The sequence below is a fragment of the Enterobacter sp. genome (assembly GCF_977039595.1).
On record NZ_CDRQYH010000053.1, the window covers coordinates 1 to 25,517 of the forward strand.

The 25,517-nt window shown below is 50.2% G+C and carries 34 protein-coding genes, 6 tRNA genes and 1 pseudogene; 26 read left to right on the forward strand and 15 right to left on the reverse strand.

The genetic code is table 11. From position 1 onward, the window contains the following. Positions 1–290 precede the first annotated feature (290 nt). From uvrY to ACWYRJ_RS15195, 6 genes are all read left to right on the forward strand, one after another. Complete coding sequence (gene uvrY / locus ACWYRJ_RS15170) at positions 291–947, forward strand: UvrY/SirA/GacA family response regulator transcription factor (RefSeq protein WP_111964857.1); 657 nt, start codon at positions 291–293, stop codon at positions 945–947. Next, complete coding sequence (uvrC, locus tag ACWYRJ_RS15175) at positions 944–2,776, forward strand: excinuclease ABC subunit UvrC (protein WP_455508199.1); 1,833 nt, start codon at positions 944–946, stop codon at positions 2,774–2,776. Before uvrY ends, uvrC begins: the two co-directional genes overlap by 4 nt. Before the next feature lie 56 nt (positions 2,777–2,832). Next, the gene (gene pgsA, locus ACWYRJ_RS15180) at positions 2,833–3,381 is read left to right on the forward strand and encodes a CDP-diacylglycerol--glycerol-3-phosphate 3-phosphatidyltransferase (RefSeq protein WP_008500348.1); all 549 of its coding nucleotides are present in this window, start codon (positions 2,833–2,835) and stop codon (positions 3,379–3,381) included. Positions 3,382–3,533: 152 nt separating this feature from the next. Further along, positions 3,534–3,609, forward strand: a tRNA-Gly gene (locus ACWYRJ_RS15185). Between the two features lie 46 nt (positions 3,610–3,655). Beyond that, positions 3,656–3,729 (forward strand) — tRNA-Cys (locus ACWYRJ_RS15190). An 11-nt stretch (positions 3,730–3,740) separates the two neighbouring features. Further along, positions 3,741–3,827 (forward strand) — tRNA-Leu (locus ACWYRJ_RS15195). 107 nt (positions 3,828–3,934) lie between these two features. Here ACWYRJ_RS15195 and ACWYRJ_RS15200 read toward each other — a convergent pair. From ACWYRJ_RS15200 to ACWYRJ_RS15270, 15 genes are all read right to left on the reverse strand, one after another. Then, entirely contained in the window at positions 3,935–4,945 is a 1,011-nt protein-coding gene (locus tag ACWYRJ_RS15200) for a tyrosine-type recombinase/integrase (protein WP_094933960.1), read from the reverse strand. Continuing rightward, positions 4,945–5,172 (reverse strand): DUF4224 domain-containing protein, encoded by a 228-nt coding sequence (locus ACWYRJ_RS15205; protein WP_045407390.1) that lies wholly within the window; start codon positions 5,170–5,172, stop codon positions 4,945–4,947. Before ACWYRJ_RS15205 ends, ACWYRJ_RS15200 begins: the two co-directional genes overlap by 1 nt. Positions 5,173–5,410: 238 nt before the next feature. Then, complete coding sequence (locus ACWYRJ_RS15210; RefSeq protein ID WP_094933959.1) at positions 5,411–5,743, reverse strand: hypothetical protein; 333 nt, start codon at positions 5,741–5,743, stop codon at positions 5,411–5,413. Continuing rightward, entirely contained in the window at positions 5,736–6,092 is a 357-nt protein-coding gene (locus ACWYRJ_RS15215) for a hypothetical protein (RefSeq protein ID WP_045407383.1), read from the reverse strand. Before ACWYRJ_RS15215 ends, ACWYRJ_RS15210 begins: the two co-directional genes overlap by 8 nt. Next, positions 6,089–6,499 carry a hypothetical protein gene (locus tag ACWYRJ_RS15220; protein WP_232926288.1) on the reverse strand — a complete coding sequence of 137 codons (411 nt, stop codon included), beginning with the start codon at positions 6,497–6,499 and terminating at the stop codon, positions 6,089–6,091. Before ACWYRJ_RS15220 ends, ACWYRJ_RS15215 begins: the two co-directional genes overlap by 4 nt. After that, positions 6,489–6,899 (reverse strand): Lar family restriction alleviation protein, encoded by a 411-nt coding sequence (locus ACWYRJ_RS15225; protein WP_232926280.1) that lies wholly within the window; start codon positions 6,897–6,899, stop codon positions 6,489–6,491. Before ACWYRJ_RS15225 ends, ACWYRJ_RS15220 begins: the two co-directional genes overlap by 11 nt. Continuing rightward, positions 6,896–7,759, reverse strand: coding sequence for an ORF6N domain-containing protein (locus ACWYRJ_RS15230; RefSeq protein WP_094933957.1), 864 nt, complete (start codon positions 7,757–7,759; stop codon positions 6,896–6,898). The genes ACWYRJ_RS15225 and ACWYRJ_RS15230 overlap by 4 nt, the downstream gene beginning before the upstream one ends. A 12-nt stretch (positions 7,760–7,771) precedes the next feature. Next, complete coding sequence (locus ACWYRJ_RS15235) at positions 7,772–8,275, reverse strand: hypothetical protein (RefSeq protein ID WP_088728342.1); 504 nt, start codon at positions 8,273–8,275, stop codon at positions 7,772–7,774. Next, a complete protein-coding gene (locus ACWYRJ_RS15240; RefSeq protein WP_094933956.1) occupies positions 8,275–8,631 on the reverse strand; it encodes a hypothetical protein in 357 nt (118 codons plus the stop codon). Before ACWYRJ_RS15240 ends, ACWYRJ_RS15235 begins: the two co-directional genes overlap by 1 nt. After that, the gene (locus tag ACWYRJ_RS15245) at positions 8,624–8,845 is read right to left on the reverse strand and encodes a hypothetical protein (protein ID WP_455508200.1); all 222 of its coding nucleotides are present in this window, start codon (positions 8,843–8,845) and stop codon (positions 8,624–8,626) included. Before ACWYRJ_RS15245 ends, ACWYRJ_RS15240 begins: the two co-directional genes overlap by 8 nt. Before the next feature lie 106 nt (positions 8,846–8,951). Further along, entirely contained in the window at positions 8,952–9,338 is a 387-nt protein-coding gene (locus tag ACWYRJ_RS15250; protein ID WP_455508201.1) for a S24 family peptidase, read from the reverse strand. A gap of 61 nt (positions 9,339–9,399) precedes the next feature. Next, complete coding sequence (locus ACWYRJ_RS15255; RefSeq protein WP_455508202.1) at positions 9,400–9,618, reverse strand: hypothetical protein; 219 nt, start codon at positions 9,616–9,618, stop codon at positions 9,400–9,402. 14 nt (positions 9,619–9,632) lie between these two features. Further along, the gene (locus ACWYRJ_RS15260) at positions 9,633–9,818 is read right to left on the reverse strand and encodes a hypothetical protein (protein WP_044596878.1); all 186 of its coding nucleotides are present in this window, start codon (positions 9,816–9,818) and stop codon (positions 9,633–9,635) included. Next, the gene (locus tag ACWYRJ_RS15265; protein WP_126325666.1) at positions 9,815–10,204 is read right to left on the reverse strand and encodes a hypothetical protein; all 390 of its coding nucleotides are present in this window, start codon (positions 10,202–10,204) and stop codon (positions 9,815–9,817) included. Before ACWYRJ_RS15265 ends, ACWYRJ_RS15260 begins: the two co-directional genes overlap by 4 nt. Positions 10,205–10,370: 166 nt before the next feature. Continuing rightward, positions 10,371–11,048 carry an XRE family transcriptional regulator gene (locus tag ACWYRJ_RS15270; protein ID WP_044596876.1) on the reverse strand — a complete coding sequence of 226 codons (678 nt, stop codon included), beginning with the start codon at positions 11,046–11,048 and terminating at the stop codon, positions 10,371–10,373. A 149-nt stretch (positions 11,049–11,197) separates the two neighbouring features. On the opposite strand from ACWYRJ_RS15270, the gene ACWYRJ_RS15275 reads away from it, so the two are divergent. The 20 genes and pseudogenes from ACWYRJ_RS15275 to ACWYRJ_RS15370 all read left to right on the forward strand — a co-directional run. Further along, positions 11,198–11,467, forward strand: a complete 270-nt coding sequence (locus ACWYRJ_RS15275; protein WP_044596875.1) for a transcriptional regulator — start codon at positions 11,198–11,200, stop codon at positions 11,465–11,467. Between the two features lie 20 nt (positions 11,468–11,487). Further along, positions 11,488–11,781 (forward strand): hypothetical protein, encoded by a 294-nt coding sequence (locus tag ACWYRJ_RS15280; protein ID WP_455508203.1) that lies wholly within the window; start codon positions 11,488–11,490, stop codon positions 11,779–11,781. Positions 11,782–12,209: 428 nt separating this feature from the next. After that, positions 12,210–13,829, forward strand: a complete 1,620-nt coding sequence (locus ACWYRJ_RS15285; protein WP_455508204.1) for a DEAD/DEAH box helicase — start codon at positions 12,210–12,212, stop codon at positions 13,827–13,829. After that, positions 13,826–14,797: a toprim domain-containing protein gene (locus ACWYRJ_RS15290; protein WP_455508205.1), complete on the forward strand. Its 972-nt coding sequence runs from the start codon at positions 13,826–13,828 to the stop codon at positions 14,795–14,797. The genes ACWYRJ_RS15285 and ACWYRJ_RS15290 overlap by 4 nt, the downstream gene beginning before the upstream one ends. After that, positions 14,794–15,630 (forward strand): antitermination protein Q, encoded by an 837-nt coding sequence (locus ACWYRJ_RS15295; RefSeq protein ID WP_455508206.1) that lies wholly within the window; start codon positions 14,794–14,796, stop codon positions 15,628–15,630. Before ACWYRJ_RS15290 ends, ACWYRJ_RS15295 begins: the two co-directional genes overlap by 4 nt. A gap of 185 nt (positions 15,631–15,815) precedes the next feature. Next, a complete protein-coding gene (locus ACWYRJ_RS15300; protein ID WP_181240908.1) occupies positions 15,816–16,385 on the forward strand; it encodes a hypothetical protein in 570 nt (189 codons plus the stop codon). A gap of 255 nt (positions 16,386–16,640) precedes the next feature. Beyond that, positions 16,641–16,706: transfer RNA gene (locus tag ACWYRJ_RS15305), tRNA-Ile, on the forward strand. A gap of 77 nt (positions 16,707–16,783) precedes the next feature. Continuing rightward, a tRNA-Thr gene (locus ACWYRJ_RS15310) sits at positions 16,784–16,859 on the forward strand. 4 nt (positions 16,860–16,863) lie between these two features. After that, positions 16,864–16,938: transfer RNA gene (locus tag ACWYRJ_RS15315), tRNA-Gly, on the forward strand. A gap of 903 nt (positions 16,939–17,841) precedes the next feature. After that, positions 17,842–18,231: a phage holin family protein gene (locus ACWYRJ_RS15320; protein WP_063453571.1), complete on the forward strand. Its 390-nt coding sequence runs from the start codon at positions 17,842–17,844 to the stop codon at positions 18,229–18,231. Then, on the forward strand, positions 18,221–18,499 hold the full coding sequence (locus ACWYRJ_RS15325; protein ID WP_063453570.1) for a phage holin family protein: 279 nt from the start codon (positions 18,221–18,223) through the stop codon (positions 18,497–18,499). Before ACWYRJ_RS15320 ends, ACWYRJ_RS15325 begins: the two co-directional genes overlap by 11 nt. Further along, positions 18,499–19,041: a glycoside hydrolase family 108 protein gene (locus ACWYRJ_RS15330; RefSeq protein ID WP_455508207.1), complete on the forward strand. Its 543-nt coding sequence runs from the start codon at positions 18,499–18,501 to the stop codon at positions 19,039–19,041. Before ACWYRJ_RS15325 ends, ACWYRJ_RS15330 begins: the two co-directional genes overlap by 1 nt. Continuing rightward, entirely contained in the window at positions 19,038–19,313 is a 276-nt protein-coding gene (locus ACWYRJ_RS15335; protein ID WP_455508208.1) for a hypothetical protein, read from the forward strand. Before ACWYRJ_RS15330 ends, ACWYRJ_RS15335 begins: the two co-directional genes overlap by 4 nt. Continuing rightward, positions 19,264–19,458, forward strand: a complete 195-nt coding sequence (locus ACWYRJ_RS15340) for a hypothetical protein (RefSeq protein ID WP_455508209.1) — start codon at positions 19,264–19,266, stop codon at positions 19,456–19,458. Before ACWYRJ_RS15335 ends, ACWYRJ_RS15340 begins: the two co-directional genes overlap by 50 nt. Positions 19,459–19,814: 356 nt before the next feature. Next, positions 19,815–21,272: a glycosyltransferase family 2 protein gene (locus ACWYRJ_RS15345; RefSeq protein WP_455508210.1), complete on the forward strand. Its 1,458-nt coding sequence runs from the start codon at positions 19,815–19,817 to the stop codon at positions 21,270–21,272. Then, a complete protein-coding gene (locus ACWYRJ_RS15350; RefSeq protein WP_199886871.1) occupies positions 21,254–21,850 on the forward strand; it encodes a hypothetical protein in 597 nt (198 codons plus the stop codon). Before ACWYRJ_RS15345 ends, ACWYRJ_RS15350 begins: the two co-directional genes overlap by 19 nt. Continuing rightward, positions 21,850–22,200, forward strand: coding sequence for an HNH endonuclease (locus ACWYRJ_RS15355; RefSeq protein WP_199886872.1), 351 nt, complete (start codon positions 21,850–21,852; stop codon positions 22,198–22,200). The genes ACWYRJ_RS15350 and ACWYRJ_RS15355 overlap by 1 nt, the downstream gene beginning before the upstream one ends. 157 nt (positions 22,201–22,357) lie before the next feature. After that, positions 22,358–22,831, forward strand: coding sequence for a phage terminase small subunit P27 family (locus tag ACWYRJ_RS15360; RefSeq protein WP_046091691.1), 474 nt, complete (start codon positions 22,358–22,360; stop codon positions 22,829–22,831). Continuing rightward, positions 22,831–24,567, forward strand: a complete 1,737-nt coding sequence (locus tag ACWYRJ_RS15365; protein ID WP_455508211.1) for a terminase large subunit — start codon at positions 22,831–22,833, stop codon at positions 24,565–24,567. Before ACWYRJ_RS15360 ends, ACWYRJ_RS15365 begins: the two co-directional genes overlap by 1 nt. After that, positions 24,567–25,391 (forward strand): annotated as a pseudogene (locus tag ACWYRJ_RS15370) (phage portal protein); the annotation flags it as partial. The gene ACWYRJ_RS15365 and the pseudogene ACWYRJ_RS15370, both read left to right, overlap by 1 nt. Positions 25,392–25,517 lie beyond the last annotated feature (126 nt).

Consider the following 25,517-nt stretch of genomic DNA (forward strand, 5'->3'; position numbering starts at 1 on the left):
TGAACTTTTGCTTTGCCACGGAACGGTCTGCGTTGTCGGGAAGATACGTGATCTGATCCTTCAACTCAGCAAAAGTTCGATTTATTCAACAAAGCCTACAGATGCTTAAAAAAAGCTGCAAAAGCCCTGACTGCATGGTCTCTCTTTCCACGGACTGTACAGCCTAATTTCCAAAAACGAGAGCAAAATCGAATAGCCGGTTTTTTAACGTTTTAATCTTGTGAGGAAAACCGTTAATATAAACCAAATTATCACTCAGTAGCGTTATCCCTATTCTGGAGACATTTCCTTTGATCAACGTCCTTCTTGTTGATGACCACGAACTGGTGCGCGCAGGGATACGACGCATTCTTGAAGATATTAAAGGTATTAAAGTTGCCGGTGAGGCGTGCTGTGGCGAAGATGCGGTAAAATGGTGCCGCACAAACTCGGCAGATGTGGTACTGATGGATATGAACATGCCCGGTATCGGTGGTCTTGAAGCAACACGCAAAATCGCGCGTACTTTTGTTGATACAAAAGTCATCATGCTGACCGTGCATACCGAAAACCCACTGCCCGCGAAAGTGATGCAGGCGGGCGCAGCGGGCTATCTGAGCAAAGGAGCGGCGCCGCAGGAAGTCGTCAATGCGATCCGTTCCGTGTATGCAGGACAGCGTTACATTGCTTCCGACATAGCACAGCAGATGGCCCTGAGCCAGATCGAGCCCGAGAAAACCGAATCACCGTTTGCCAGTTTGTCCGAGCGTGAATTGCAGATTATGCTGATGATCACTAAAGGTCAGAAGGTGAATGAGATCTCGGAACAGCTGAATCTCAGCCCGAAAACGGTCAACAGCTATCGTTACCGTATGTTCAGTAAACTGAACATTCATGGTGATGTGGAACTGACGCATCTGGCCATCCGGCATGGTTTGTGTAATGCGGAGACGTTGTTAAGTCAGTGAGTGATGTGTTCGATTCAAAAACATTTCTGAAAACCGTAACCAGCCAGCCTGGCGTCTATCGCATGTATGACGCTGGCGGTACGGTTATCTACGTGGGGAAGGCAAAAGATCTTAAAAAACGTCTCTCCAGCTATTTTCGCAGCAACCTGGCCTCCCGTAAGACCGAAGCGCTAGTCTCACTCATCCAGAATATTGATGTCACCGTCACGCACACGGAGACAGAAGCGCTGCTGCTAGAGCACAACTATATTAAGCTCTACCAGCCGCGCTATAACGTCCTGTTGCGTGATGATAAATCCTACCCGTTTATTTTTCTGAGCAGCGACACCCATCCGCGCCTCGCCATGCACCGCGGTGCGAAACATGCAAAGGGTGAATATTTCGGGCCGTTCCCTAACGGCTATGCCGTGCGTGAAACGCTGGCGCTGCTGCAAAAAATCTTCCCAATCCGCCAGTGTGAAAACAGCGTTTACCGTAACCGCTCGCGCCCGTGCCTTCAGTACCAGATTGGTCGCTGCCTGGGGCCGTGTGTAGCCGGGCTGGTGAGTGAAGAGGAGTATGCTCAGCAGGTGGAGTATGTGCGCCTGTTCTTAGCTGGAAAAGACGATCAGGTCTTAACGCAGCTTATCGCGCGGATGGAAAAAGCCAGTGCCGCACTCGAGTTCGAAGAGGCCGCACGGATCCGCGACCAAATCCAGGCGGTGCGCAGAGTCACTGAGAAACAGTTTGTCTCGAATACCGGTGACGATCTCGACGTTATCGGCGTAGCCTTTGACGCCGGGATGGCCTGCGTGCACGTGCTGTTTATTCGCCAGGGCAAAGTGCTCGGCAGCCGCAGCTATTTCCCGAAAGTGCCTGGCGGTACCGAACTGGGTGAAGTGGTGGAAACCTTTGTCGGCCAGTTCTATCTGCAGGGGAGCCAGATGCGCACGCTGCCTTCTGAGATCCTGCTCGATTTTAATCTTGACGATAAAACCCTGCTGGGCGAGTCGCTCTCTGAACTGGCGGGGCGTCGGGTCAATGTACAAACCAAACCGCGCGGCGATCGTGCGCGTTATCTGAAGCTGGCACGCACCAACGCGGCGACGGCGCTCACCACTAAGCTATCGCAGCAGTCGACGGTGCACCAGCGTTTAACGGCCCTGGCAACGCTGCTGAAGCTGCCGGAAGTGAAACGGATGGAGTGTTTCGACATCAGCCATACGATGGGGGAACAGACGGTGGCCTCCTGCGTGGTGTTCGATGCTAACGGCCCGCTGCGCGCCGAGTATCGTCGCTATAACATCTCCGGCATCACGCCGGGCGATGACTATGCGGCGATGAATCAGGTGCTGCGTCGTCGCTATGGTAAAGCCATTGAAGAGAGCAAAATCCCGGATGTGATCCTGATTGATGGTGGGAAAGGGCAGCTCGGCCAGGCGAAAGCGGTATTTGAATCGCTTGATGTCAGCTGGGATAAAAACCATCCGCTGCTGCTGGGTGTCGCAAAAGGGGCCGAGCGTAAGGCCGGTCTGGAGACACTGTTCTTCGAGCCGGAAGGTGAGGGCTTCAGCCTGCCGCCGGATTCGCCGGCGCTTCACGTCATCCAGCATATTCGCGATGAATCACACGATCATGCCATCAGCGGTCACCGCAAAAAACGGGCGAAGGTGAAAAATACCAGTAGCCTGGAAACGATTGAAGGCGTGGGGCCAAAACGTCGCCAGATGCTGCTGAAATATATGGGCGGATTGCAAGGATTACTCAACGCCAGTATGGAGGAAATTGCAAAAGTGCCGGGTATTTCGCAAGGGCTGGCAGAAAAGATCTACTACTCGTTGAAACATTGAGGGCTCTGTAGCAACATAGAGCTAAATTTTACTGACAACAAATAGTTACCGTCACTATGCAATATAATATCCCTACGTTGCTCACTCTTTTTCGTGTTGTACTCATCCCGTTCTTTGTGCTGGCGTTTTACCTGCCGGTTGTCTGGGCACCCTTTGCGTGTGCATTGATCTTCCTTATCGCAGCGGTAACAGACTGGTTTGATGGCTATCTGGCGCGCCGCTGGAATCAAAGCACCCGTTTCGGCGCCTTCCTCGATCCGGTGGCGGATAAAGTGATGGTCGCGATTGCCATGGTGCTAGTGGCCGAGCACTATCATACCTGGTGGGTGACGCTGCCTGCGGCAACCATGATTGGCCGTGAGATTATTATCTCTGCGCTTCGCGAGTGGATGGCGGAGTTGGGAAAACGCAGCAGCGTGGCGGTCTCGTGGATTGGTAAAGTGAAAACGACGGCGCAGATGGCGGCGCTGGTCTGGATGCTCTGGCGTCCGAACGCCTGGGTTGAGTGGGCGGGAATTGGCCTGCTGTGGGTAGCGGCAGTGCTGACGCTGTGGTCAATGCTGCAATATTTGAACGCTGCCCGAGGGGATTTGCTTGATCAGTGATCGTTTCGCCGTAATTTTCAGCAAACGATCCGGGGATGCAAAAAATAACGTTGACTCATAACGTCATATCAGTAGAATGCAACGCATCGAACGGCGGCACAGTCAGCCGGACGATAATGAAATCAAGTAGTTAGACATTTACTTGATGACATGCGGGAATAGCTCAGTTGGTAGAGCACGACCTTGCCAAGGTCGGGGTCGCGAGTTCGAGTCTCGTTTCCCGCTCCAGATTAAAGACATGCGCAATGGCGGGTGTCAGTTTGAAAAGTTTTACGGCGCGTTAGCAAAGCGGTTATGTAGCGGATTGCAAATCCGTCTAGTCCGGTTCGACTCCGGAACGCGCCTCCACTTTCTTCCCTGGCCGGATGGTGGAATCGGTAGACACAAGGGATTTAAAATCCCTCGGCGTTCGCGCTGTGTGGGTTCAAGTCCCACTCCGGCTACCATGGGAAAACTAGAATAAAATCAATGATAAGCAGTGTCGTATAAACCACCGAAAGGTGGTTTTTTATTGCCCGAAATCTGCTGTTTCATAATATCACTTCATAATATTTTATTGACCGCCTACGACCGGAACGACAGCAATTTTGCGATCATACCGTGCTGTTTGCTCCACGTTTTTGTGTCCTGAGATAGCCTGTTTCTCGTAAATGTTCCCCTGCAGGTCTGAGATACCTTTCGCTTTCAGGTCATGAAATGTGAAGTCAAAACTCAAATGGGGGTATTTAACCCGCGCTTCTTCTTTGGCTTTTCTCCATCTGCTGTTGAAGCCATCCCTGGTGTATTTATGCCCTGATGGTTGATGAAGAATAAACAGGCTACTCATCCCTTCGTTGAGGGGGAGGGCTTTAGCAAGTTCAATTGCTGCCTTCAACCGGTCTGACCATGCTTTAATTTGTGCTACTGCTGTTTTGCTCTGCTTAATCAGTATTCCTTCAGCCATAAGCTGGCTTTTCTTCATCTCAAGTACATCGTTTTGACGTGCGCAGCACAGATAGGCCAGCTCCATTGCGACACGTACGACATCAGGCGAAACGCTATATAAGGCGTTGTACTCTTCGTGCGTGATATAGCGATCCCGTCCAGTCTCTTTAAATTGCTTAACTCCTTTAGTGGGGTTGCCCTTGGCATACCCGCGTTCATAAGCCCAGCGATACACGCGTGACATAAAAGCCTTTTCCCGGTTGGCCTGGGTGCGACTCTTTACGCCACGCTTATCGAGATATTTACGCACGTGTTCAGGCCTAATGCTGTCTGGTGGCATCTGCCCGAAAACATCGATTATCTTTTTGGAGTATTTGCGGTAATCCTTCTGTGTTTCAGCGGCCAGTTCGAAAAAATCTCCCGACTGGAAAAATTTATCAACCAGTCCAGAAAGTGTTGATTCATCCGGCCTGTCATTAATCAGTGCTTCCCATGCTGTCCAGACCTGCGCCTGTGTACAGGTCTTATCACAAAGGCGGATGTTTCCGCCTCCTTTTGGGTGGTACTCATAGGCTGAACGTCCGAGGTAAACCCTCGGGGGCATCCAGGCATCGTCTTTGTTTTTACGTGCGCGTGGCATTAGTCAAGAGCTCCAAAGTTAGGCTGAGGACCGTTAGCATCAATAGCTTTCTGTCGGTGAGAAAGCGGATTGTTGAAATGAGCCCACGTTGTGCGAGGGCGTCCATCGCGCCTGGTTATAAAAAATATCCCGGCATCACGCAAGCTTTCGCATTGCTTTGAAGGAATTTTATAACCGGTCAACTTTTCAATATCGGCGTCAGAGATAATGTCTGTTTCGTTGTTCATACTTCCACCTCACACTGAACCAATCGCTTTCTGAACTACCCGATAACCCCGTTTCCGGGGCTTTCTCTTCGCTTCAACTCGCACTGCTGAAACCTTTGGCGCTGGAGGGATCGGTACTGAAACGCCATTACGCATATCTCTGCGGTTACCCATCCTCCATACCAGTTGGGCGGTATAGTCCCGGCCATCGTCAACGGTGACGACTGAGCGAACCAGTTCGTCGTTTATGTCAACCATTTCACCCATTTGCCGCCTCCTTGCTGAATCCCGCGCTGATTACGTTTTTAGCGATGATTGCCGCATCAGCGCCGTCAAGCTCACCATCCTCACCGATAACTGCTTTAATCAGTTCATTCTGGAGAACGCTGTCATAATTGCGCGGCCAGAATTCCGTGGGCATATCGTAGGAGTTGCAGTAGAAGAACGTGTCAATAGTTATCTGAGCGGCTTCCTCGGCAGTCCGCTCAGGCTGGCGATAACCAGCCTCCCAGATAGCATCTGTCATTGCCGATGGATCACCGGCAGCAGATTTAATCAATTGAACCAACTCAAACAGATTCGATTCAGTCACCACACACCTCCATTTCCCTTTCCACAGACTCACAGCAGCGGCGAAAAACTTCAGCTGATACCTCATTTCTCAGGGCTCTGATGAGCAATTCATCCCGCGATTTTTGACGCTCAATATTTTTCTCTCGCTCCAGTTGACGCAGTACGGCCAGGCGGGAAGTAATGCGTTTCCGTGTGTTCTTCCACTTAACCAGAGCTACGTTTGCCCTGTGCCGCCAGCCATATTCGTTATCGATAACGTTTTCAAGTTGCGAGCTGATACTGGCAATGACATCTTCAGCCGTGACCAGAGCCTGCAGGTGGTCGCTTATGGTTACCAGTTGGTTAACATCAATGGATTCAGCTTTCATCCGTTCACCTTCCTGTCTGCCAATGTTTCAACGTAATCCCAACCACCACAGGCATTAACCATTTCTCCCAGTCTTGAAAAACAGGCATTCATCCAGCGCAGCCCGCGAGGTGTTAGTGATGGCACCGTTCCCCAGTCGATGAAGTCCGAATTGCTGCGATGAATATATTTGATAAGGTCCAGAATGTTGATGTAATGGGCCCGGCGTTTTTCCATATCCCAGCCTTTGTTTTCCAGATACGAATCGATGAATTCCTGTAATGCTGGCTGATTAAGCGAAATATCACCGAACTGGTGGCGATAAACCGGGCGGCGGTGCAGGCTGACCAGATAAAACAGATACGCATCGCATACCCATGTCAGAGCTTGCTGGTGGGCCAGCTCGATAACGAATGCGTTATTTTCCACTGCTGCTCTCCATGTCACGCTGGTTCCAGTCATGGATGGCTCGCTGTTTGCTGTCAGGCAACTGGGAAGCGTTGCAACAGCCACAGTTGACGAGGTACATATTTTCGTCACCATCTTCAGGCAGGGTTTCGACCAGGCTCACGTTTGGGTTGCCGCAGAATGGACAGGGCTTGAGCAATCCGTCGCTGTTCACATTGTCTGTGGCCGGAGGATACGAATCAGGGACAACGGAGATCAGCACCAAGTTGGTTGCCTCGATACGGTCATCAACGATAGATTCAGTTGCAGCACAAATAGCACCTGACACATCAAAGGAGTTTGTTTTTACTGTAAGCGGATGGCGGCCACCGCAGGGGTAATCACCCATAAATGTCACGGTGTAGTCAATTTTCTGAATCATTTTTCCTCCGGCGTATAAATCGCTTTGTCGTGGCTGAACTCGCCGTTCCAGGTGGTTTTCATCGGCAACTCACCTTTGAGGTAGAGCTGATAAATCCGATGGGTGCCTTTCTGCAGCAGAACGATTTTCTTTTTAGTGAATGGCTCTTTGCCAACGTCCTTAATCTGTATGTCCTGCTCAGTAAGGTATTTGTCACGGGCATAAGATTTAACGCGCCAACGCGGCTCTTTCTCTGGATCTGGTTGTTCGTTGTAAATCCAACCGCGCTGATATGCCCACCAGGTAATTTTGCTGGTATTAACACCGTTGAGCGCCTTGCAGAACGCTGGCAGAGTCATTCCTTTGGTAAAGTGCTTCTCCAGATTCTCAACCGTCACGCTTAGTGTTTTATTTTCCAGCGCAGTGGCTTCGGCTCGCTCTTCGGCCTCGATAACCATCATCGCCAGCTGCTTACGGCTGAGAGCCACCTGTGTTGACGGTGCCGCGATGGCATCACGCTGAGTAAAGTAAAATTCCACCAGGTCTTCGTGATATCCCCATGCCTGATCGGTATCGACGACTTTTGACATGCGAGCCGCGCCGCGTTCGGTCCAGAGAATCAGCTGGCTTGTATGTTTATTAACCAAGTGACTTTCAGGTACTAGGTTCTTAAATCCCTTTAGCTCTGAGCCAGTCAGAAGGAAGTAATGCTTACCCTCTTCGAACCGTTCCAGATTGCGTGACAGGTTTTTACGGATGTTTACCTCATCCGTGCCATATCCCGCTGCCAACTGCTCAGTAGTCACAACCCGTTGACCGCGATACTCGATGATCTGCAAGTCGCGAGCCGCTACTGGTGCTAATTCAGTTTTCATTGCCATTTTCGTTTCTCCTTAATGCAAAATTGGTTTTACTGGAGGCTTTTCACCGGCACGCAACCGGCGCGCGACATCTAAAAAAATCCCATCCAGGAATTCGTTGAACCATGACGCTTCACCTGCTTGAACGCGCTGCTCATTTGCCCAGTAGAACTGGAACACGGCCATATAGCGCTCTGTTGGCTTGTGCAGGAGAAGGTCTTCTTCCACGTACTTGATTAGTACGTTCTCAATCAGCGCTCTTGTAAGGCCTAATACTCTCTCTTCACTTCTGAACACATACTCACCCTCACGCAGCCCCCAGCGCTTTTCACATTCAATCAGGTAGAGGAGGGCGACAGTTCCGCGCATGGACTCACAGATGATTTCAGCCCATTCGTGCTGCTCGGCAGCAGTAAGCTCGTGGTCTCCGCTGCGATTTTCATCCATCATCCATGCAGGGAAATTCATACCTGTCCTTTCGTGGATATCTTTCAGCCTGGCGACAAGCCGCTTGATGTTGTCGTTATTTTCCGCCATCAGTTAATTCCTCCGCTTAAATGTTTCTGCTTCACGTAATCAACAACCTCGTTCAGAAGTTCGTCGATAATTAATTTCCCAGAATCTGTCAGATATTCGGTGTGTTTATTAATTCCTATGGCATTTTGATATGCGGTTTTGATAGTAGCGTCACCCTCATATCTGCTAAGCCCACCGCGTGTTAATCCTTCAAACCGTAATAACAGCTGATTCATGAAATGCTCATTTACTTCTACGGTTTCAATTTTGTTTTCGGGCAGTTTTATAATCAGTAGGTTTCCACCAGTTTTACGTTTGAGTCGCGCCAAGGCCGCGTTTGCAATTCGGCGGCGATATGTCTCGATTAATTTATCCATTGCGCTGTTCCTCCTCCAAACTCATAACTATTTCTTCTTCTTTTTCGGTCCATCCATGAATCTCCGCAGCGAGGTCATAAACCAGAGCGCATATCGTTTTAAGTTGAAATCTGTCTAGCTTGTCTTGATATTCAAATAATGTTTGTGTCAAGCCTGACAACTTCTCCGCTTTGATATTCACTTCCTGAATATCCTGTCTTTTTAAAACGCCCATAATTAACGACCATATGCTTTTTTAAGATAAAGACGAGCGATTACCTCGTAACCGCAGGCCGCATAAAGGCATGCTGTTCTATATGCCGATTTATCAATGATGAAAGTCATACGAAGCACCTCACAGCCAAAGAAGCCACCACCCGACCGTGAATTTTGATTTCTTTCTGTTCATCGGTGTTCAGGGTGAAAGTTTCGTAATGATGGTTATCAGAGATGATTTTTAATGAGCCATCAGCTAATGGCTCTACTCTCTTAATAAAAAGGCAAGGACGACCAAATACGTCCATCGTATAAACATAAATGCCAGAGGTAAGCGCACGCCCACCGCAATCAACGAAAGCCACAACCTCACATGGTTCGATGGTCGGCTGCATTGAGTCACCTTCCATCCTGCAGCTCTGAACGCGGTTACCAAAGTCATTAATATTGTCTGAACCGAACAGCATTTGAGGAGTTTTTATTGGCTGATTAATTGCGACGGAATTTTGCATTTCATTTCCTCAGGGTGAGTTTTTCCCCACCCCAAAAGGGGTTTGTTAATCTATTTTTTATTTACAGTTTATAGGTGTCGAAGTCAGCGATGCTCTTGTTTAGTTTATCCAGTGTTTGGGCGACTAAAGTAATTAGAGCATGTTCTCTTTCTTCTTCAATGCTGGTCATTTGTTCCAAAAGAATCCATAACGAACGTTCACAACACCGCACATCATGTGACCAGCTTAGAATCGTTTTGCTGGTTTCTTCCTTATTCAAACTTACTGTTTTGTTATTCATTATTTGTTCTCCGGTCACATATTTTGAATATATGGCTTCTTATCTGCTTCTTTTATCGAATCTGCTACACCTTCAAGCAAGGTAACAATTGACGATATTAAGCGTGCTTCGTATTCATCACGGGCGCTCTCAAGCCATACATCAAGAACAGCTTCCGCCTGATTAACGCGCCCTAATGCATTAAGTAAAGAAATTGTCATTTAGGTTCCCCTTCATTGCTGAATTGCTCCACATACGCATAAGCAGTTTCACAAGTCTTATTCATTGAGCGAATCAGACAAGCAATCGCGTTATCGGCTTCTGGTGTGAATTCATTTATGCGGTGAATAACTTCCAACAACGAAGTATTCTCAGTGATTTCAGCAGCGAGATCTTCGAGCTTTGCTGTTGCTGATAAAGGACCATCACTTACTTTATTTTTTGACGAGTTTTGAGTTGATGAAATTGAGGCGTCAACTAAGAGGGAGTTAATAGCCATAAGATTATCCTCAATTTCACATGGTTCTATAACCTTATGAGATTCGATTAAAGAGACCAGTACAGCCTGTGCCATTGAAATTAGCTCTGTGGTGGATTTTGTATGCATATTGTTATCCCCTAGTCATGATTGAAAACTTATCATCGAATCAAGTTAAACTTGATGGTTAGAGGATATGGCGGGGATTTGAGTTCGTCAAGTTAAACTTGGTAAAATTTATTTTGGCGCGGGATGGGTAAAAAAAACGGGCATAAGCCCGTTATATTTCAGAAGGTTAACCGAATCTATTTATATTGAAGGGAACTGAAGAAATTACCTTTGATTGTATGTAAAGCATGTTGAATGCTTCTTTCTCAATACTCCAAGGTTGATAGTTTGAGTTATCTGAAAGAACTACCATTTTGGAGCCGATTTTTTGAAGACGCTTAACATAGCATTCACCATCAAAGCAGAAGGCGTAAATGCCATCACCATCAAAATAAGTTATTGATTTATCCAAGAAAAGCAAATCCCCCGGAGATATTGTTGGCGTCATGCTGTCGCCTCTGGCGTTACCTATCTCAATATTTTTGAAAGGCCTATTCCCAACCAACTGACGAGCGTATTCAGGATCGAGTTCAATGGATCTGACTACATCAATGAAGTCGCCCTTAACACTTGAGCCGTCACCGCAACTAAACTCGACATCAAGCACACTAAACCTAACGCTATCGGCATGGGTATCGTTCCTATGCGTACTTGGAAATTTCGGACTCTCAGATTCACCAAGGAACCATGACTGGGGCAGACCGCTAATTTCCGATAGTCTGGCAAGCCGCTTGCCTCTTGGTGAAGTCTCGCCGGTTGTCCAGTATTGAACTGATTGGGCTGTTACACCCAACTGTCTTGCCAGTTCAGCCTGACTCCACCCCTTGAGCCTCAAAAGTTCATTAATCCTTTCCGCAGTTTTCATTACCCCTCCAGATGCAGTGGTTCCAACATCAATACACACACATGTAAAGCTAACCTTGATTTTAAGTGTACATGAGTAAATTCTAACTTGCATGTTAATTTAAACTTGATATCCTTCTCTTTAAATCAATTCTAACTTGATGGTGTCATATGGATGAAAAAATCCGTTATCGACTGAGGAGCGCCGTATCTCAGCGAGCAATTGCGAAAGCCCTGGGAATCTCGCCGCAGGCCGTAAACCAATGGTTCTCTAAATCAGTAATCCCTCCCCGGTATGTTTTGCCCATTTGTGAAATGACCGGCTGGAAAATCGTACCGCATGATGTTCGTCCTGAATTGTATCCATCCCCAGAAGATGGAATTCCTGCGCACTTAAGGCTCGGCCTTGATGCTGTTAACAAAAAAAGAGTGGATATGTAATCACTTTTTGTAGGTGGTTAATGCAACAGTTTGAAACTCTAAATTTACTGCCTTCGGCGCATAGCCAGGCCGATGCCGATTGGATCAAGCAGCAGTTACTGAGCCTGACGCCAGCAGCACGACAAAAAGCCATGCAGCGTTATGCAGCTGTGTATCAGGAAGCGTTCGAAGCCGAGCCCGTTTCATACCGCAAGGAGAACCGGGCAAGGTATGAAGCAAATATGCGGCTTCGCCTGTTTGTGAGAAATCACGGCAGGGCTTTACAGGGGTATACCGCCGAACCTCCCCTGGCCGGAACGCCTCCGCGTTCCTGATTGTTGCGGGTTTAAAGGTACCCGGACAAAAGCAGGCTTAAAGGTGCCTGTTCAGGTTGGCAACCCACTAACTCAATTCCCAATATGTACTAGGTAAGTAGTACGTTTTTATGGGGAAGAGGGAAAGGGGGGTAAGGGGGGATTGGGTGTAGGGGTAGGAATAGGGTCTTTTCCAACAGGAGAGATCTATTGGTTAAGTAGATCACTGTCTTAAGGGCGCAATTTAAAAAAACGCCCGTATCAGCAAACCAGTACAAAGCGCTCAGGCGCTGAGAAACAAAAAGGGTTCTTTCTGGAAGAGTGATTTTTCAGGGGAGCTGAATCAGAAGGGAGGCTGGCAGCCTTTGGGGAGGCCACCAGCCATGTGAGGGGGAATCCATGAAAACCACATCACAGAATTATTATCTCATCACCGCGGGGTCCGCACAATGCAGCTGACGATCACACCGAATTTTGCACAGGAACGAGCACTTAACCAGCTGCGCCGTAACTGGAAGGATACAGAAACCTTCATGGTGTACTCGCCGACGGGCAGCGGTAAAACAGGACTGGCCGCCTTTATCGTTGCCGGGTTCGTTAGTCGTGGCATGCGGGTGATGTTTTGCGCGCCTTACCAGATCCTCATAACCCAAACCGCAAAGCGTTTTGTGGAGTACGGGTTGCCGGGTGATGAAATCGGCTATGTCTGGGCGGATCACCCAAACTACGATCCTACCCTCAAAATACAAATCGCCAGCGCCGATACGCTTATTCGTCGCGTGTTTCCTGACAATATCGATCTGCTGATTATCGACGAAGCGCACCTGCGCAAAAAACGCATCCTGCAGGATATCGAGCGCCTGCGCGAAAAAGGCGTGAAAGTGATCGGCCTGTCGGGTACACCGTTTTCCCCGTTCCTGGGCAAATACTATGACCGACTGATTAAGCCAACCACCATCGGCGAGCTGATCCAGCGCGGCGACCTGAGCAAATACGAATTTTACGCGCCCACAAAGCCGGATCTGAAAGGGGTTAAAACCTCTCCGTCCCTGCAGTACGGTACCGACTACAACGAGGCGCAGCTGGCGGAGATCATGTGCGGTTCAACGCTGGTGGGCGATATCGTCCAAAACTGGCTGGAGAACGGCCGGGACCTGCCGACAATCGCGTTCTGCGTCAACGTAGACCACGCTAATTTTCTGACTATTCAGTTTAACCAGGCTGGCGTAAATGCAGAGGTTATGACTGCAGATACGCCTGCGGAAGAACGCCAAACCATCATTCACCGCTTCGAAACTGGCGCCACAAAAATCATCGTCAGTGTAGGGGTGCTGGTTGCCGGGTTCGACAGCGATGTTCGCTGCATCATCTACGCAAGGCCAACTAAGAGCGAAATTCGCTGGCTGCAGGCGCTCGGGCGTGGCTTGCGCACCGCTCCGGGTAAAGAGTCCTGCCTCATCTTCGATCACAGCGGAACCGTGCACCGCCTGGGTTATCCGGACTCTATCGAATATGACGATCTTCCGGGTAAATCAGACGGGATGGAGGAGGGCGCGCGCCGCCCAGCTGAGGAAAGAGCAGAAAAGCTGCCTCACGAATGCTCGCAATGCCACTTCATGAAGCCTGCTGGCGTCTATGTCTGCCCTAAATGTGGCCACAAGCCGCTGGCCGGTGAGGACATTGATACCGACACCGGGCGAAAACTCAAAAAACTTGGGGGCGAGCAGCGCCAGCCGACGAAAGCAGAGAAACAAGCCTGGTGGAGTCAGATCAAATTCTATCAGCGCCAGCGCGTATCGCTGGGGAAAAAGCCTGTCAGCGATGCCTGGTGTGCTCACACCTTCCGCGAACGTTTTGGCGAATGGCCGAACGGACTGAGCGATTACCCGATGGACATCACGCCGACAGTTTCAAACTTCATTAAGCACAAGCGGATCAGCTTCGCCAGACGAATCGAAAAAGAGCATCTCCAGCAGGCAAAGGCAGAAGAGCTGCCTACCCAGGAAAGAATTCAGCAGGCGCTTAATCGCGTCAGTGATATCAGACAGCAGTTAGGAAAACGAGCATGAAAACGGTAGAAGCAGCAAAAGGCCAGTGGGCCATGATTTTTGAGCATTACGGACTGCCGCCGATCACCGGTAAAAACCACTTTAGAGGGAAGTGCCCGCTGTGTGATTCGGTTGGCAAATTCCGCATCGACGACCGCGACGGTGCAGGAACATGGATCTGCACCTGCGGCAGCGGTACGGGAATGGACTTGGTTACCAAAACCCAGGGCAAACCATTTAACGAGGTTTGCCGCGAAATCGATGCACTTATCGGCAATACGTTCAGGCGTGACAAAATTCCCGAGGCTAGCGACGCTTCCAAGCTGAGGAGAAAGGTACTCAACAACTTTGCAAAAATGTCTCCTCTGCGCGGTACATCCGGCGCTGAATACCTGAATTCACGCGGTATTTATCAGCTTCCGGCTGAGGCCGTGCGACTCAACCCCAAGCAACGGCATAACGGACGGGTATACCAGTCTATTTATTCACTGGCAACAGATGATAAAGGCGAGCTGTGTTACCTCCATCAGACGTTATTGGATGGTGCAAAAAAGGCTGACATCGGGGCCAGCGCCAAGCGGCAGAAATCACTGCAGGAAGATAACTATCTTGATCACGCTCGCTCAGTTGCGATCCGTATGTTCCCGGTCGCCAGCACGCTGGGCATCGCAGAAGGAATCGAAACCGCCTTGTCTGCTCATCAAATTTACAAGGTGAATACCTGGGCCACCATGACAAGCGGATTCATGAAGAAATTCCGTGTTCCTGCAGGCGTGAAGAATTTGATTATTTTTGCAGATCGAGACGTAAACAGCGCCACCGGATTGGCTGCGGCCACTGAATGCGCTCATGCCAACTTACTGGCAAAAAATGACCTGGAAAAAATCAGCATCTACTACCCGGATAACGGGGATTTTAACGACATGCTCATGAACGGCGATCAGGTTCGTGAAGTGGTTTTCTATAAAAAACAGCAGGTGGCCGCATGAAACTGGAAGCATCACTCAAACATTTTAGTCCTCAGGGAATGCACATCAGCGACGACGTGAAGGGAACTTCTCCGGACCGCCTTACAGGAACAGATGTAATGGCGGCGATTGGCACCACCAGCAGCCGCGCGCGCTTCGGCCTGGCGGCGTTCTTCGGTAAAGCGGGAATCAGCAAAACGGATGAAAAGCTCGCAGTTCATGCACTGGCGCGATATGCGATGGATGTCGCACCGAAGAATGTTCGCAAAGCAGCTGGTGGGCAGTTCGGATGGTGCATGCAGATGTTGGCACAATTTGCCTTTGCTGATTACTCCCGTTCGGCGGCTACCAGCGTGACATGTCACAGTTGCAGCGGTACCGGACGAACAACCCGCGAGCAGATTACCCGCAAAGTTTCTTACCCATGGGGTAAAGCGCCATACTGGGCCTGCCGCTCTCGTGCTGTTCGACCATCTGACTGGGAGCAGTGGACGGAGGTAACAGAGGTTGTACCGGCGGTCTGTGATGCTTGCGATGGCAAGGGAACGATCAGCGCCCGTTGTCGTTGCGGCGGTAAAGGCGAGGTTCTAGACCGCAAGGCCACAAGCGAGCGCGGCGCTCCTGTGTTTAAAACCTGCGAGCGCTGCAGCGGAAATGGGTTTTCTGGGGTGCCGTCTACTGCAGCCTATAAAGCGATACTGAAGCGAGTCCCGGATCTGCACGTTAGAACGTGGACCCGTAACTGGAAACCGTTTCTGGAGGGGCTTGTCGACGTCTGCTATAGAGAAGAAAGAAAAGCAGACTCGGCGTTTCAGGACGCAACGAGCTTTCGTGATGATGTGAACAAAATTTAGCATATTAGCCACATTAAGCTTGATTTTGTCCGAACTTGTCGTGTATGCTTCTAATCGTAGGTTATTGCGCCTGCACGAAATCAAACCCGCCTCCGAGCGGGTTTTTTGCCACTTAAGCAGCCAATACCTGTTGGTATTTATTCAGGTAAAATCCTTGCATTACGGAATGTGAGGCAGGGGAAGGAATGAACAATCTACCCGATGATTATTTTCTGGATGCTGATGACGAACTGGTTACTTTTCTTGAGAAGCAGGGTGAAGACTGTATTCGAGAAATCCACCAGTCCAATGCACTGAATAAAGAAAACGGTCAAAAGTTATTAAGTATATTAATTGCTGGGATTGGCTCGTCTTTTTTGCTATTAACGCAACGCACTGATCTGGATTACCTCACGGCCGGGATTTCAATGTTTTTAGTCTACTGGGCGTTGTGTGCTATCTATCTTGTTCGGTGTGTCCTCGCTGTACGATTGCGGGCCCTTGCTTCATCAACGCCCTATGCTTTATATCACGACGATTACAAAGGGTTTAGTGACGATGATTATGCAGTTTTTGAATCAAATGGGTTTACTGCTAAGCGTTCGACGTTGAATATCCTTAGGCGCTATCGACTTGCAGATTTAACAAGAATGGCTGAGATGGGCAAGCTTGAAAACTCCAGAATAAGCCGAGAACTTGAAAGGGTGAGGATTGCGACAATCCTTACCCCTGCTTGTGCACTTGTAATTTCAGTGCTTATTTACCTTTTCTTCTGAGTCCTTCAGCAGAGTCACCAACGACAGTCCAGCCTGTTCGGAGATTTCGTTCGCCAGGCTGTGGTGCCACAGGTTTTTGCGGAGGTGACGGCTGTTGTTTGTTTTCACCTGTCGGCTTGTTTGATTGAGTCATTCAATTCTCCATATCTGATGTGGTTACTTTTGGCGATTTAACGATATCAGACGGGGATACAGCCAACCATAAAAACCATGAATATTGCGTGGTTAGTTTGACTTATGTATCATCTCGCTCCCGGTCCTTTAGCTCAGCCGGTCAGAGCGTGCGACTTATCATCGCGCGGCCTCCAGGAAGGGCCGCCAAACCGCCACTAGCTCATCGGGAAGAGCGGCAACTTAATGTTGTAGTACGAGGTTCGAGGCCCCGGTGGCGGACCAATGCCGACTTAGCTCAGTAGGTAGAGCAACTGACTTGTAATCAGTAGGTCACCAGTTCGATTCCGGTAGTCGGCACCATAATGCGGGCATCGTATAATGGCTATTACCTCAGCCTTCCAAGCTGATGATGCGGGTTCGATTCCCGCTGCCAGCTCCAGTTTAAGCTTTTCGTTCTGCGATGATGGGTTACCCGGAGTGACTGAAAAGCGACCCAGTTTTGAATGGGCGCTGCTTTTCGCAAAATTGCTGTGTGAAAATACTGACCCTTGGGTTAAGCGCTCATCCAAAAGCATCTCGTCGAAATCCAACTAACCGGGGTGGTTTGTTGGATGAGGTGCCTCAAATTCATTCAGTTTAGCGATTCTGGTGCTTGATACCTAGCTTGGAAGGCCATCCCTGGATATGTAGTGGCTTTGGCATGCTAGGTAAGGGAAATTAAAATGAGAAAAAAGACGAGGGACTTTACAGGCGACATCACATCCCTCGACAAAAGATTCACTTCTACTTCTTGATTAGACGAGAACGGGTAGTGAATTTAGGATATTAGCAACTTAAAAATCAACGGAAAATTTAAAATTTACTTTAAGTCGCTGAAAATGAATAGTCTATTCTCTCCCTGTTTAATTTGACCTAACTGTTAAGTGGCTAGTACAGTGTGTTTGTGGTGAATCCTTTCTATGCGAAAGGGCGTTCCAGTCAACTGCTATCTGCAGGTATGCGCGCGGCTTTGCTGACTGGGGTAGAGTCACCGGGAGGCACCCGGCACCATGACAACAACAATACAAGTTTCAAATTCCTTGAGAGCCTGCCATAAAACGCAGGCTTTTTTTTATGGTTTTGCAAACTGCTGCTACGCTTTGAGTTGTGGGAAGTAACTGAATGCCCGGTGGTTCTCCTGGACCGATAGTGAATCAGCCGATACAGCTTCACCTCTGAGCATAAGCCTTACTCACACCTACCTTACAAATAGTCAACTCATTAGCCCGCCATTAAAAGCGGGCTTTTTTTATCTCCCCTCAATTTTTCTGAGAGGATTCACAGCAATAACAGAGGGGGCGTAATGTCCGATCCATTAACCGGAACTGGCGCAGTTCTCGGTGGCGGCCTGCTGGGCTCAGTCCTGTACGGTGTCTTTACTCATACAGATTTCGGCGTGGTGTTTGGAGCGTTTGGTGGTGCGGTGTTTTACGTCGCTACAGCTGCAAACCTTACGCGTGCTCGCCTGGCTGCATATTTCCTGACTTCATTCATTGTTGGAGTGCTTGGCGCCGGGTTTGTTGGCTCATGGCTAAATGCTGCATCGAATTATGAAAAACCACTGGATGCACTCGGTGCAGTGATTCTGTCTGCACTGTGTATAAAAATCCTAACTTTTCTTAATAACCAGGACCTGAACACCCTGTTCGGTTTTTTCTCACGGTTACGCGGAGGAGGGGGAAATGGTAATTGACCCGTCAGCTGTCTTAAACGCGTTTATCTGCTCGGTGATCGTCGTCGTTCTGATGTTCTACCAGCGCCATGGTGCCCGGCACCGTCCTTTTATATCAATCCTGGCGTATATAACCATCCTGATTTACGCAGTAATCCCGTGGCAATTCATCTTCGGCCTCTATCGTGACTCCAGTTGGCTGGTGGTGGTGGCAAACCTCCTGATATGCGCAGCTGTTATGAAGGTCCGGGGAAATCTGGCACGTCTGGTCGATCTTCTGAGGCACTAATGACAAAAGACGAAATTTTTGACGCCATTCTTGGCAAAGAGGGCGGTTACGTTAATCACTCCGACGATAAAGGTGGCCCAACAAACTGGGGAATCACGCAAGAGGTAGCACGCGCCCACGGTTACAGCGGTGATATGCGTAACCTTACCCGCCAGCAGGCGCTGGATATCCTGACTGCTGACTACTGGACAGGGCCACGTTTCGACCTTGTTTCAGAGGTATCACCAGCCATCGCTGCCGAACTCTGCGACACAGGCGTAAACATGGGCCCATCGGTGCAGACCAAATGGTTTCAGCGTTGGCTGAACGTGTTCAACATTCAGGGCACACTCTATCCCGATCTTATTGCCGATGGTTTTATTGGTCCGCGAACTATCAGCGCGTTAAAAAGCTATCTTTCCCGGCGCGGAAAAGAGGGTGAGCTGGTAATGCTTCGGGCTCTGAATTGTAGCCAGGGTCAGCGTTATCTCGAGCTGGCAGAACAGCGCAGCGCGAACGAGGCGTTTGTTTATGGCTGGGTAAAGGAGCGGGTGGTTATATGACGCTTGAGATGATTACCGGACTCGTTGTCGCGGTGTTTGCTGCTATTGCCGCCGCATTTGGCCTAGGTCATTCACGCGGCACCAGCAAAGCGGAAGCGAAAGCCGACCAGCAGCGCACCGAAGATAACGCAGCGGCCACGGTCGCAGCTGCAGAGCGCCGGGTAGAGACAACGAAAGAGGCCAGCAATGTACAGCAGACTGTTAACCACTTGCCTGATGACGATGTTGATCGCGAGCTGCGTGACACGTGGAAGCGTCCCGGTGGTGGTTGATACCGCCTGTGACTGGGTAAAGCCAATCTACCTGACTGATCACGACATCGACGTTATGGACCGCCAGACGAAGAAAGACATCCTGGCGCATAACAAAGCGTGGAAGACGAACTGCCAGGAAAAAAATAGAGTACAGGCTTTTTAATTGGATTTATTGGCCCGTAAAGAATTCCTCAAAATAATCTATTAATCGAATAAGATAATGAGTCGCTTCGTTAATATCGAAGATTAAAACTATCCATATGGCAGTAAGCAACATCAGGATAACGTAAAGCACATACATCACTAACCTCATTCAGACTGTCCATAGCATTGTTATCGTTTATAGATGTCACAACTCTAAGTTACAGACAAGCAAAAATACGGCCTCGTACACGCGAGGCTTTTTTATGCGCATCGCACGCGCACATCAAAGAAAGTCTTTCAGCTGTGAGCCTGGGCAAACCGTTAACTTTCGGCGGCTTTGCCGTGCGACAGGCTCACGCCTAAAAGGAAAATCAAATGCAGGTCACTATTGATGGTGTCCCGTACGCACCTGCCTGCGAAATTTCATCGCGGATTGGCATTGCAATAACGACACACCAGCGCGCCGACGTTCTGAAAAGAGCTATCGAACAGCACATGAAGCACCTGCCAGCTGCTGCGCTGGTGGTTGTTGTGGATGATGGTTCGAAACCTGCGGCTGTAGTTCCCCACGGCGTGCAGCTGCTTCGCCATGAAACATCACTCGGCATTGTTGCTTCGAAGAACGCCAGCCTGTCAGCCTTGATGAATGCCGGGTGCGAGCATCTGTTTTTATGGGATGATGACGCCTGGCCTATCACTGACAACTGGCACCTCCCTTACATCGAATCGCCTGAGCCGCACCTGGCTTACCAGTTTCTGGATCTGGCCAGTCGCAATAAGCTGCACGACATGGCGGAGCTGTACCGTGATGATAAGCATGTTGCTTACACCGGGCAGCGCGGCGTGATGCTTTACTACCACCGCAGCGCCATCGAGAAGGTTGGCGGATTCGATCCTGTATACGGTCGCGGCATGTACGAGCATCCCGATCTGGCGCTACGCATTCACAATGCCGGGTTATCGACCTGGGCGTTCGCTGATGTGGCCGGCTCTGAAAAGCTGATTCACTCAATGGATGAGCACGAAGAGGGCACGCGCTCAATTCCCCGGCCTGACCGTGAAGCACTGGTGAAACGCAACGTTGGGATATTCAACGCCCGACGCGATAGTGGTTATACCGGATTCGCGTCATACGGTACCAATCCGAACCTGGTGATTACGACGCTGCTCACGAACCAGCCAGACCCACAGCGCGCCGGGAAGATGAAACCCGACCCGCAGGCTCTGCAGGCATGGGCAGACTCAATATCCGGCGCGCTGCCGATTGTCCTGGCTGACGAATTAAAAGAGTCGCCGACTGGTGCCGGTTTGTTTGAAGTCCCGCCGGTGGACATGAGTCCTTACTTTGCTCGCTGGCTTCACATCTATCAGTTTCTACGTGCGCACCCTGAGTATCACCTTGTCTGGTGTACGGACGGTACTGACGTTGAAATGTTGCGAGAGCCCTGGGCAGATATGGAGCCGGGTAAAATTTACGTGGGCTCAGAGCACAAGACGTATGCCGACGAATGGATGAAGGCTAATCACCACGGCAAAGCGTATAGCGATTTCATCGAGCAGTATCGTGATGAACCACTACTTAATGCTGGCCTGCTTGGTGGCAGCCGTGAAGACGTCATGGAGTTTGCGCACCGTATCATTCGTCTCTACTACCGGATAGAGAGCCATCGCTTCTGGAAGATGGAGACAGCACCCGCAACGCAGGTGGATATGGGCGCGTTCGGTATGGCCGCAAAGTCATTCGGTGATCGAATCGTCACAGGCCCTAAGGTTCATACCATCTTTAAAACTGACGGCTTCGGTAAGGAGGTGGCATGGTGGAAACACAAGTGAAGTTCATCGTGGTCGGTCACCATAAGCGGATTGAGCAGGCAAGCGCCTTGGCTGCCGCAATAGGGCCAGCTTGTACGATGCTGATTGATGAGCAATATAGCGGAGCTAATGCCGGACATCGGCGCGCGCTTGAGTGGGCATCGTGGCAGGATTGCCGTGTAGTTATTCTGGAAGACGATGCGCTGCCCGTCGCTGGCTTTACTCAGCTGGTGGGCGAATGGTTGTATCGCTTCCCTGATTCACTTGTGAGCTTTTACTTGGGCACTGGTCGACCACCTCAGTATCAGATGCAGGTAGCCGAACGTCTGATTGTTGCTGACAAGACACGGTCTGACTTCATCACGCTGCCGCGCCTTATACACGGCGTGTGCTACAGCGTACCGCCTCATAGCATCAGCCGTGTGCTATCTCAATGGGACAGTAATAAGCCAGCTGATTTTGCAGTGGGTGATGCCTGGGGAGGTTCTGTGGTCTATCCATGTTACTCGCTGGTGGACCACGCTGACGGCGAACCGGTTGAGCGCCACCCTGACTCAGCGCCTCGAACAGAACGACGCCGGGCGTGGAGGTTAGCCTGATGCCTGCGTTAATACCGAGAGCATGCCGCAAGCGTGGCTGCCCGGGAACAACCACAGATCGCTCAGGCTATTGCCCCAAGCATCTTAACGAAGGCTGGCATCAGCATCAGCGAGGACAGAGCAGACATCAGCGAGGTTATGGCAGCAAGTGGGACAGGCTGCGCCCAATTGTTCTCGACAGAGATAAACACCTTTGTCAGGAATGCCTGCGAAATGGAAGGTATACACCCGCTGAGACGGTGGACCACATCACTGCCAAAGCAAATGGGGGGACCGATGACCTGTCAAACCTCGAAAGTCTCTGCAAGCCTTGCCACAAGGCGAAGACAGCGGTTGAAAGACTCAAATGACATCAATTCTCACTTGAATCGACCGAGGGGGAGGGCGGGTTGAAAGTTCAGGAACGACGCGCCAAAGGACCGCCGCCTAACCTCTTTTCACATCGCCGCAGGTTAGAAAACTTTTTTATGGGGTCCCCCATTCGATGATTAATAGGAGTTTTCGATTATGTCTGGACCACCGAAAACCCCGACCCATCTACGTTTGGTGAGGGGTAACCCATCAAAGCGCCCGATCAATGAGAACGAACCAAAACCCCCTTCAGGGGTACCCCCAACGCCGAAGCATTTCGACAAGCAGGGGAAATACTGGTTTAAGCGGATGGCCGACGAGCTCGATGCTATCGGTGTGATGTCTCAGCTGGACGCCAGAGCCCTTGAGCTGCTGGTTGAGGCTTATACCGAATACCGGCATCACTGCGACACGCTTGAAGTTGAGGGCTACACCTACCGGACCGAAACGCAGAGCGGGGATGTGATGATCAAAGCCCACCCGGCGGCCATCATGAAAGCTGATGCCTGGAAACGTCTGCGCGCTATGCTCGGTGAGTTCGGCATGACGCCAGCCAGCCGCTCTAAAGTGAATGCAAAAGGTCCTGATGCGGTTGACCCGCTGGCCGAGTTTATGAAAGCGAGGGATTAATGGCTAAGGTTGCAGAAGGCATCCGCTACGCCGAGAGGGTGGTGGCGGGGGAAATTATTGCCTGTGAGTATGTGCGCCTTGCCTGTCAGCGTTTTCTTGATGATCTGGCACACGGCGAAGAGCGCGGTATTTTCTTCAGTGAGCCGCGCGCGCAGCACATTTTGAATTTCTATAATTTTGTGCCTCACGTAAAAGGCGCCCTGGCAGGCCAGCCTATTGAGCTGATGGACTGGCATGTTTTCATCCTGATTAATATTTTTGGTTTTGTTATCCCGCTGGTTAACGAAGAAACGGGGGAAACCGTTCTGCGTAACGACGGCAGCGGTCGGCCGGTGATGGTTCGGCGTTTCCGTACAGCAGATGTTGAGGTGGCCCGTAAAAATGCCAAATCAACACTTTGCTCCGGCGTGGGGCTTTATATGTCTGGCGCAGACGGCGAGGGCGGGGCGGAGGTTTATTCCGCTGCAACCACCCGTGACCAGGCACGAATTGTTTTTGAAGATGCAAAAAATATGGTCAAGAAGGCGAAAGCCACTCTTGGGCGGATCTTCGAATTCAACAAGCTCGCTATCTACCAGGAGCAAACCGCCTCCAAATTCGAGCCTTTATCATCAGATGCGAATAACCTCGACGGCCTGAATATCCACTGCGCCATAGTCGACGAGCTGCATGCGCATAAAACCCGTGATGTATGGGACGTTCTGGAGACGGCAACCGGCGCGCGCCTGCAGTCGTTGCTTTTCGGCATTACCACAGCGGGCTTCAACAAAGAGGGTATCTGCTACGAACTGCGTGATTACGCCATCAAGGTGCTGCGTGGACTGGTAAAAGACGATACGTTTTTTGCAATCATCTACACCTTAGATGAAGGTGACGATCCCTTTGATGAAAAAGTCTGGCAGAAGGCGAATCCGGGGCTGGGTATCTGTAAGCGCTGGGATGACCTGCGCCGCCTGGCTAAAAAGGCGAAAGAGCAGGTTTCGGCCAGGATTAACTTTTTCACCAAACACATGAATATCTGGGTTACCGCTGAGTCTGCCTGGATGGACATGATGAAATGGGAAAAATGCGAGTTTATCGCCCCGCAGCACGAACTTAAAACCTATCCCTCCTGGGTGGGCGTTGACCTTTCAAACAAAATTGATATCTGTGCAGCCGCTAAAGTCTGGCGCGCGCCAGGTGGCCACGTTCATGCGGATTTTAAATTCTGGCTTCCGGAAGGGCGCCTTGAGAAATGTTCACGCCAGATGGCAGAGCTCTATCGTAAGTGGGCCGAGATGGACAAGCTGATCCTTACCGACGGGGATGTAATCGACCATGCTCAGATTAAGGAAGAGCTGCAGGTGTGGGTTGCTGGCGAGAGTCTGAAAGAAATTGGCTTCGATCCTTGGAGTGCGACGCAGTTCAGCCTTGCGCTGGCAGAAGAAGGGCTGCCACTGGTGGAAGTACCTCAGACGGTTCGCAATTTCTCTGAGGCGATGAAAGAGGTCGAAGCACTGGTATACGGTGGCCGCTTCCATCACAGCGATCACCCGGTAATGAACTGGATGATGTCCAACGTAACCGTCAAACCTGACCGGAACGAGAACATTTTCCCGAACAAGTCCACACCAGAGGCCAAGATTGATGGCCCGGCGGCATTGTTCACAGCAATGAGCCGCGTTCTGGTTAACGGTGGTAACGACCAGCAGGATCTCTCCGGATTCTTCAATAATCCCATCATGGTAGGTTTCTGATGAAAAAAAACAAACAGCCAGGCAGGGTGAAAAGCGCTCTGCTTAACTGGCTCGGTGTGCCTATCAGCCTGACTACCGGCACGTTCTGGGAGGAATGGTTTGGCACCAGCAGCAGCGGAAAGGTAGTCACGGCCGATAAAGCCATCCAGCTGTCGGCTGTGTGGGCATGCGTAAGACTGTTAAGCGAGTCTATTTCAACCCTTCCGCTGAAAATATACGTTCGACAGCCTGACGGTTCGCGTAAAGCGGCAACTGATCATCCGGCCTATTCGATACTGTGCCGCCGACCCAATTCAGAAATGACACCATCACGCTTTATGTTGATGGTGGTCGCCAGTATTTGCCTGCGCGGGAACGCCTTCATTGAGAAGAAATTCATCGCAAACCGCCTGGTTTCGCTGGTGCCTTTACTGCCGCAGAACATGGTGGTTAAACGTCTTACTACCGGGACGCTGGAATATAAATACACTGAAAACGGTAACGAGCGCGTCATTCCCGTCAAAAACATCATGCACATTCGCGGGTTCGGTCTGGATGGCGTTTGCGGCATGATGCCGATGAAAACTGGCCGGGATGTGATCGGTGCCGCGATGGCTGTTGAAGAATCTGCGGCAAAGATTTTTGAACAGGGGCTTCAGAGTTCAGGTTTTCTCTCCGCTGAAAATGCTCTCAGTGATGAACAACGTGAAAGACTTCGCGGCTACATGGCTGCATTTACCGGCTCTAAAAATGCCGGAAAGATAATGGTACTTGAAGGCGGGTTAAAGTATCAGGGTGTCACCATGAACCCTGAAGATGCCCAGATGCTGGAAAGCCGTTCTTTCTGTTACCAACGGTGCAAAACTGATCCACCCCAGCGGTTGAAAATTGATCCAGGGGTTAATCTGCTCCTCTGAATACAGGGGAGCTTATGATCACTTTTGAGATTCGTATGGAAATTAAAGTCCTGC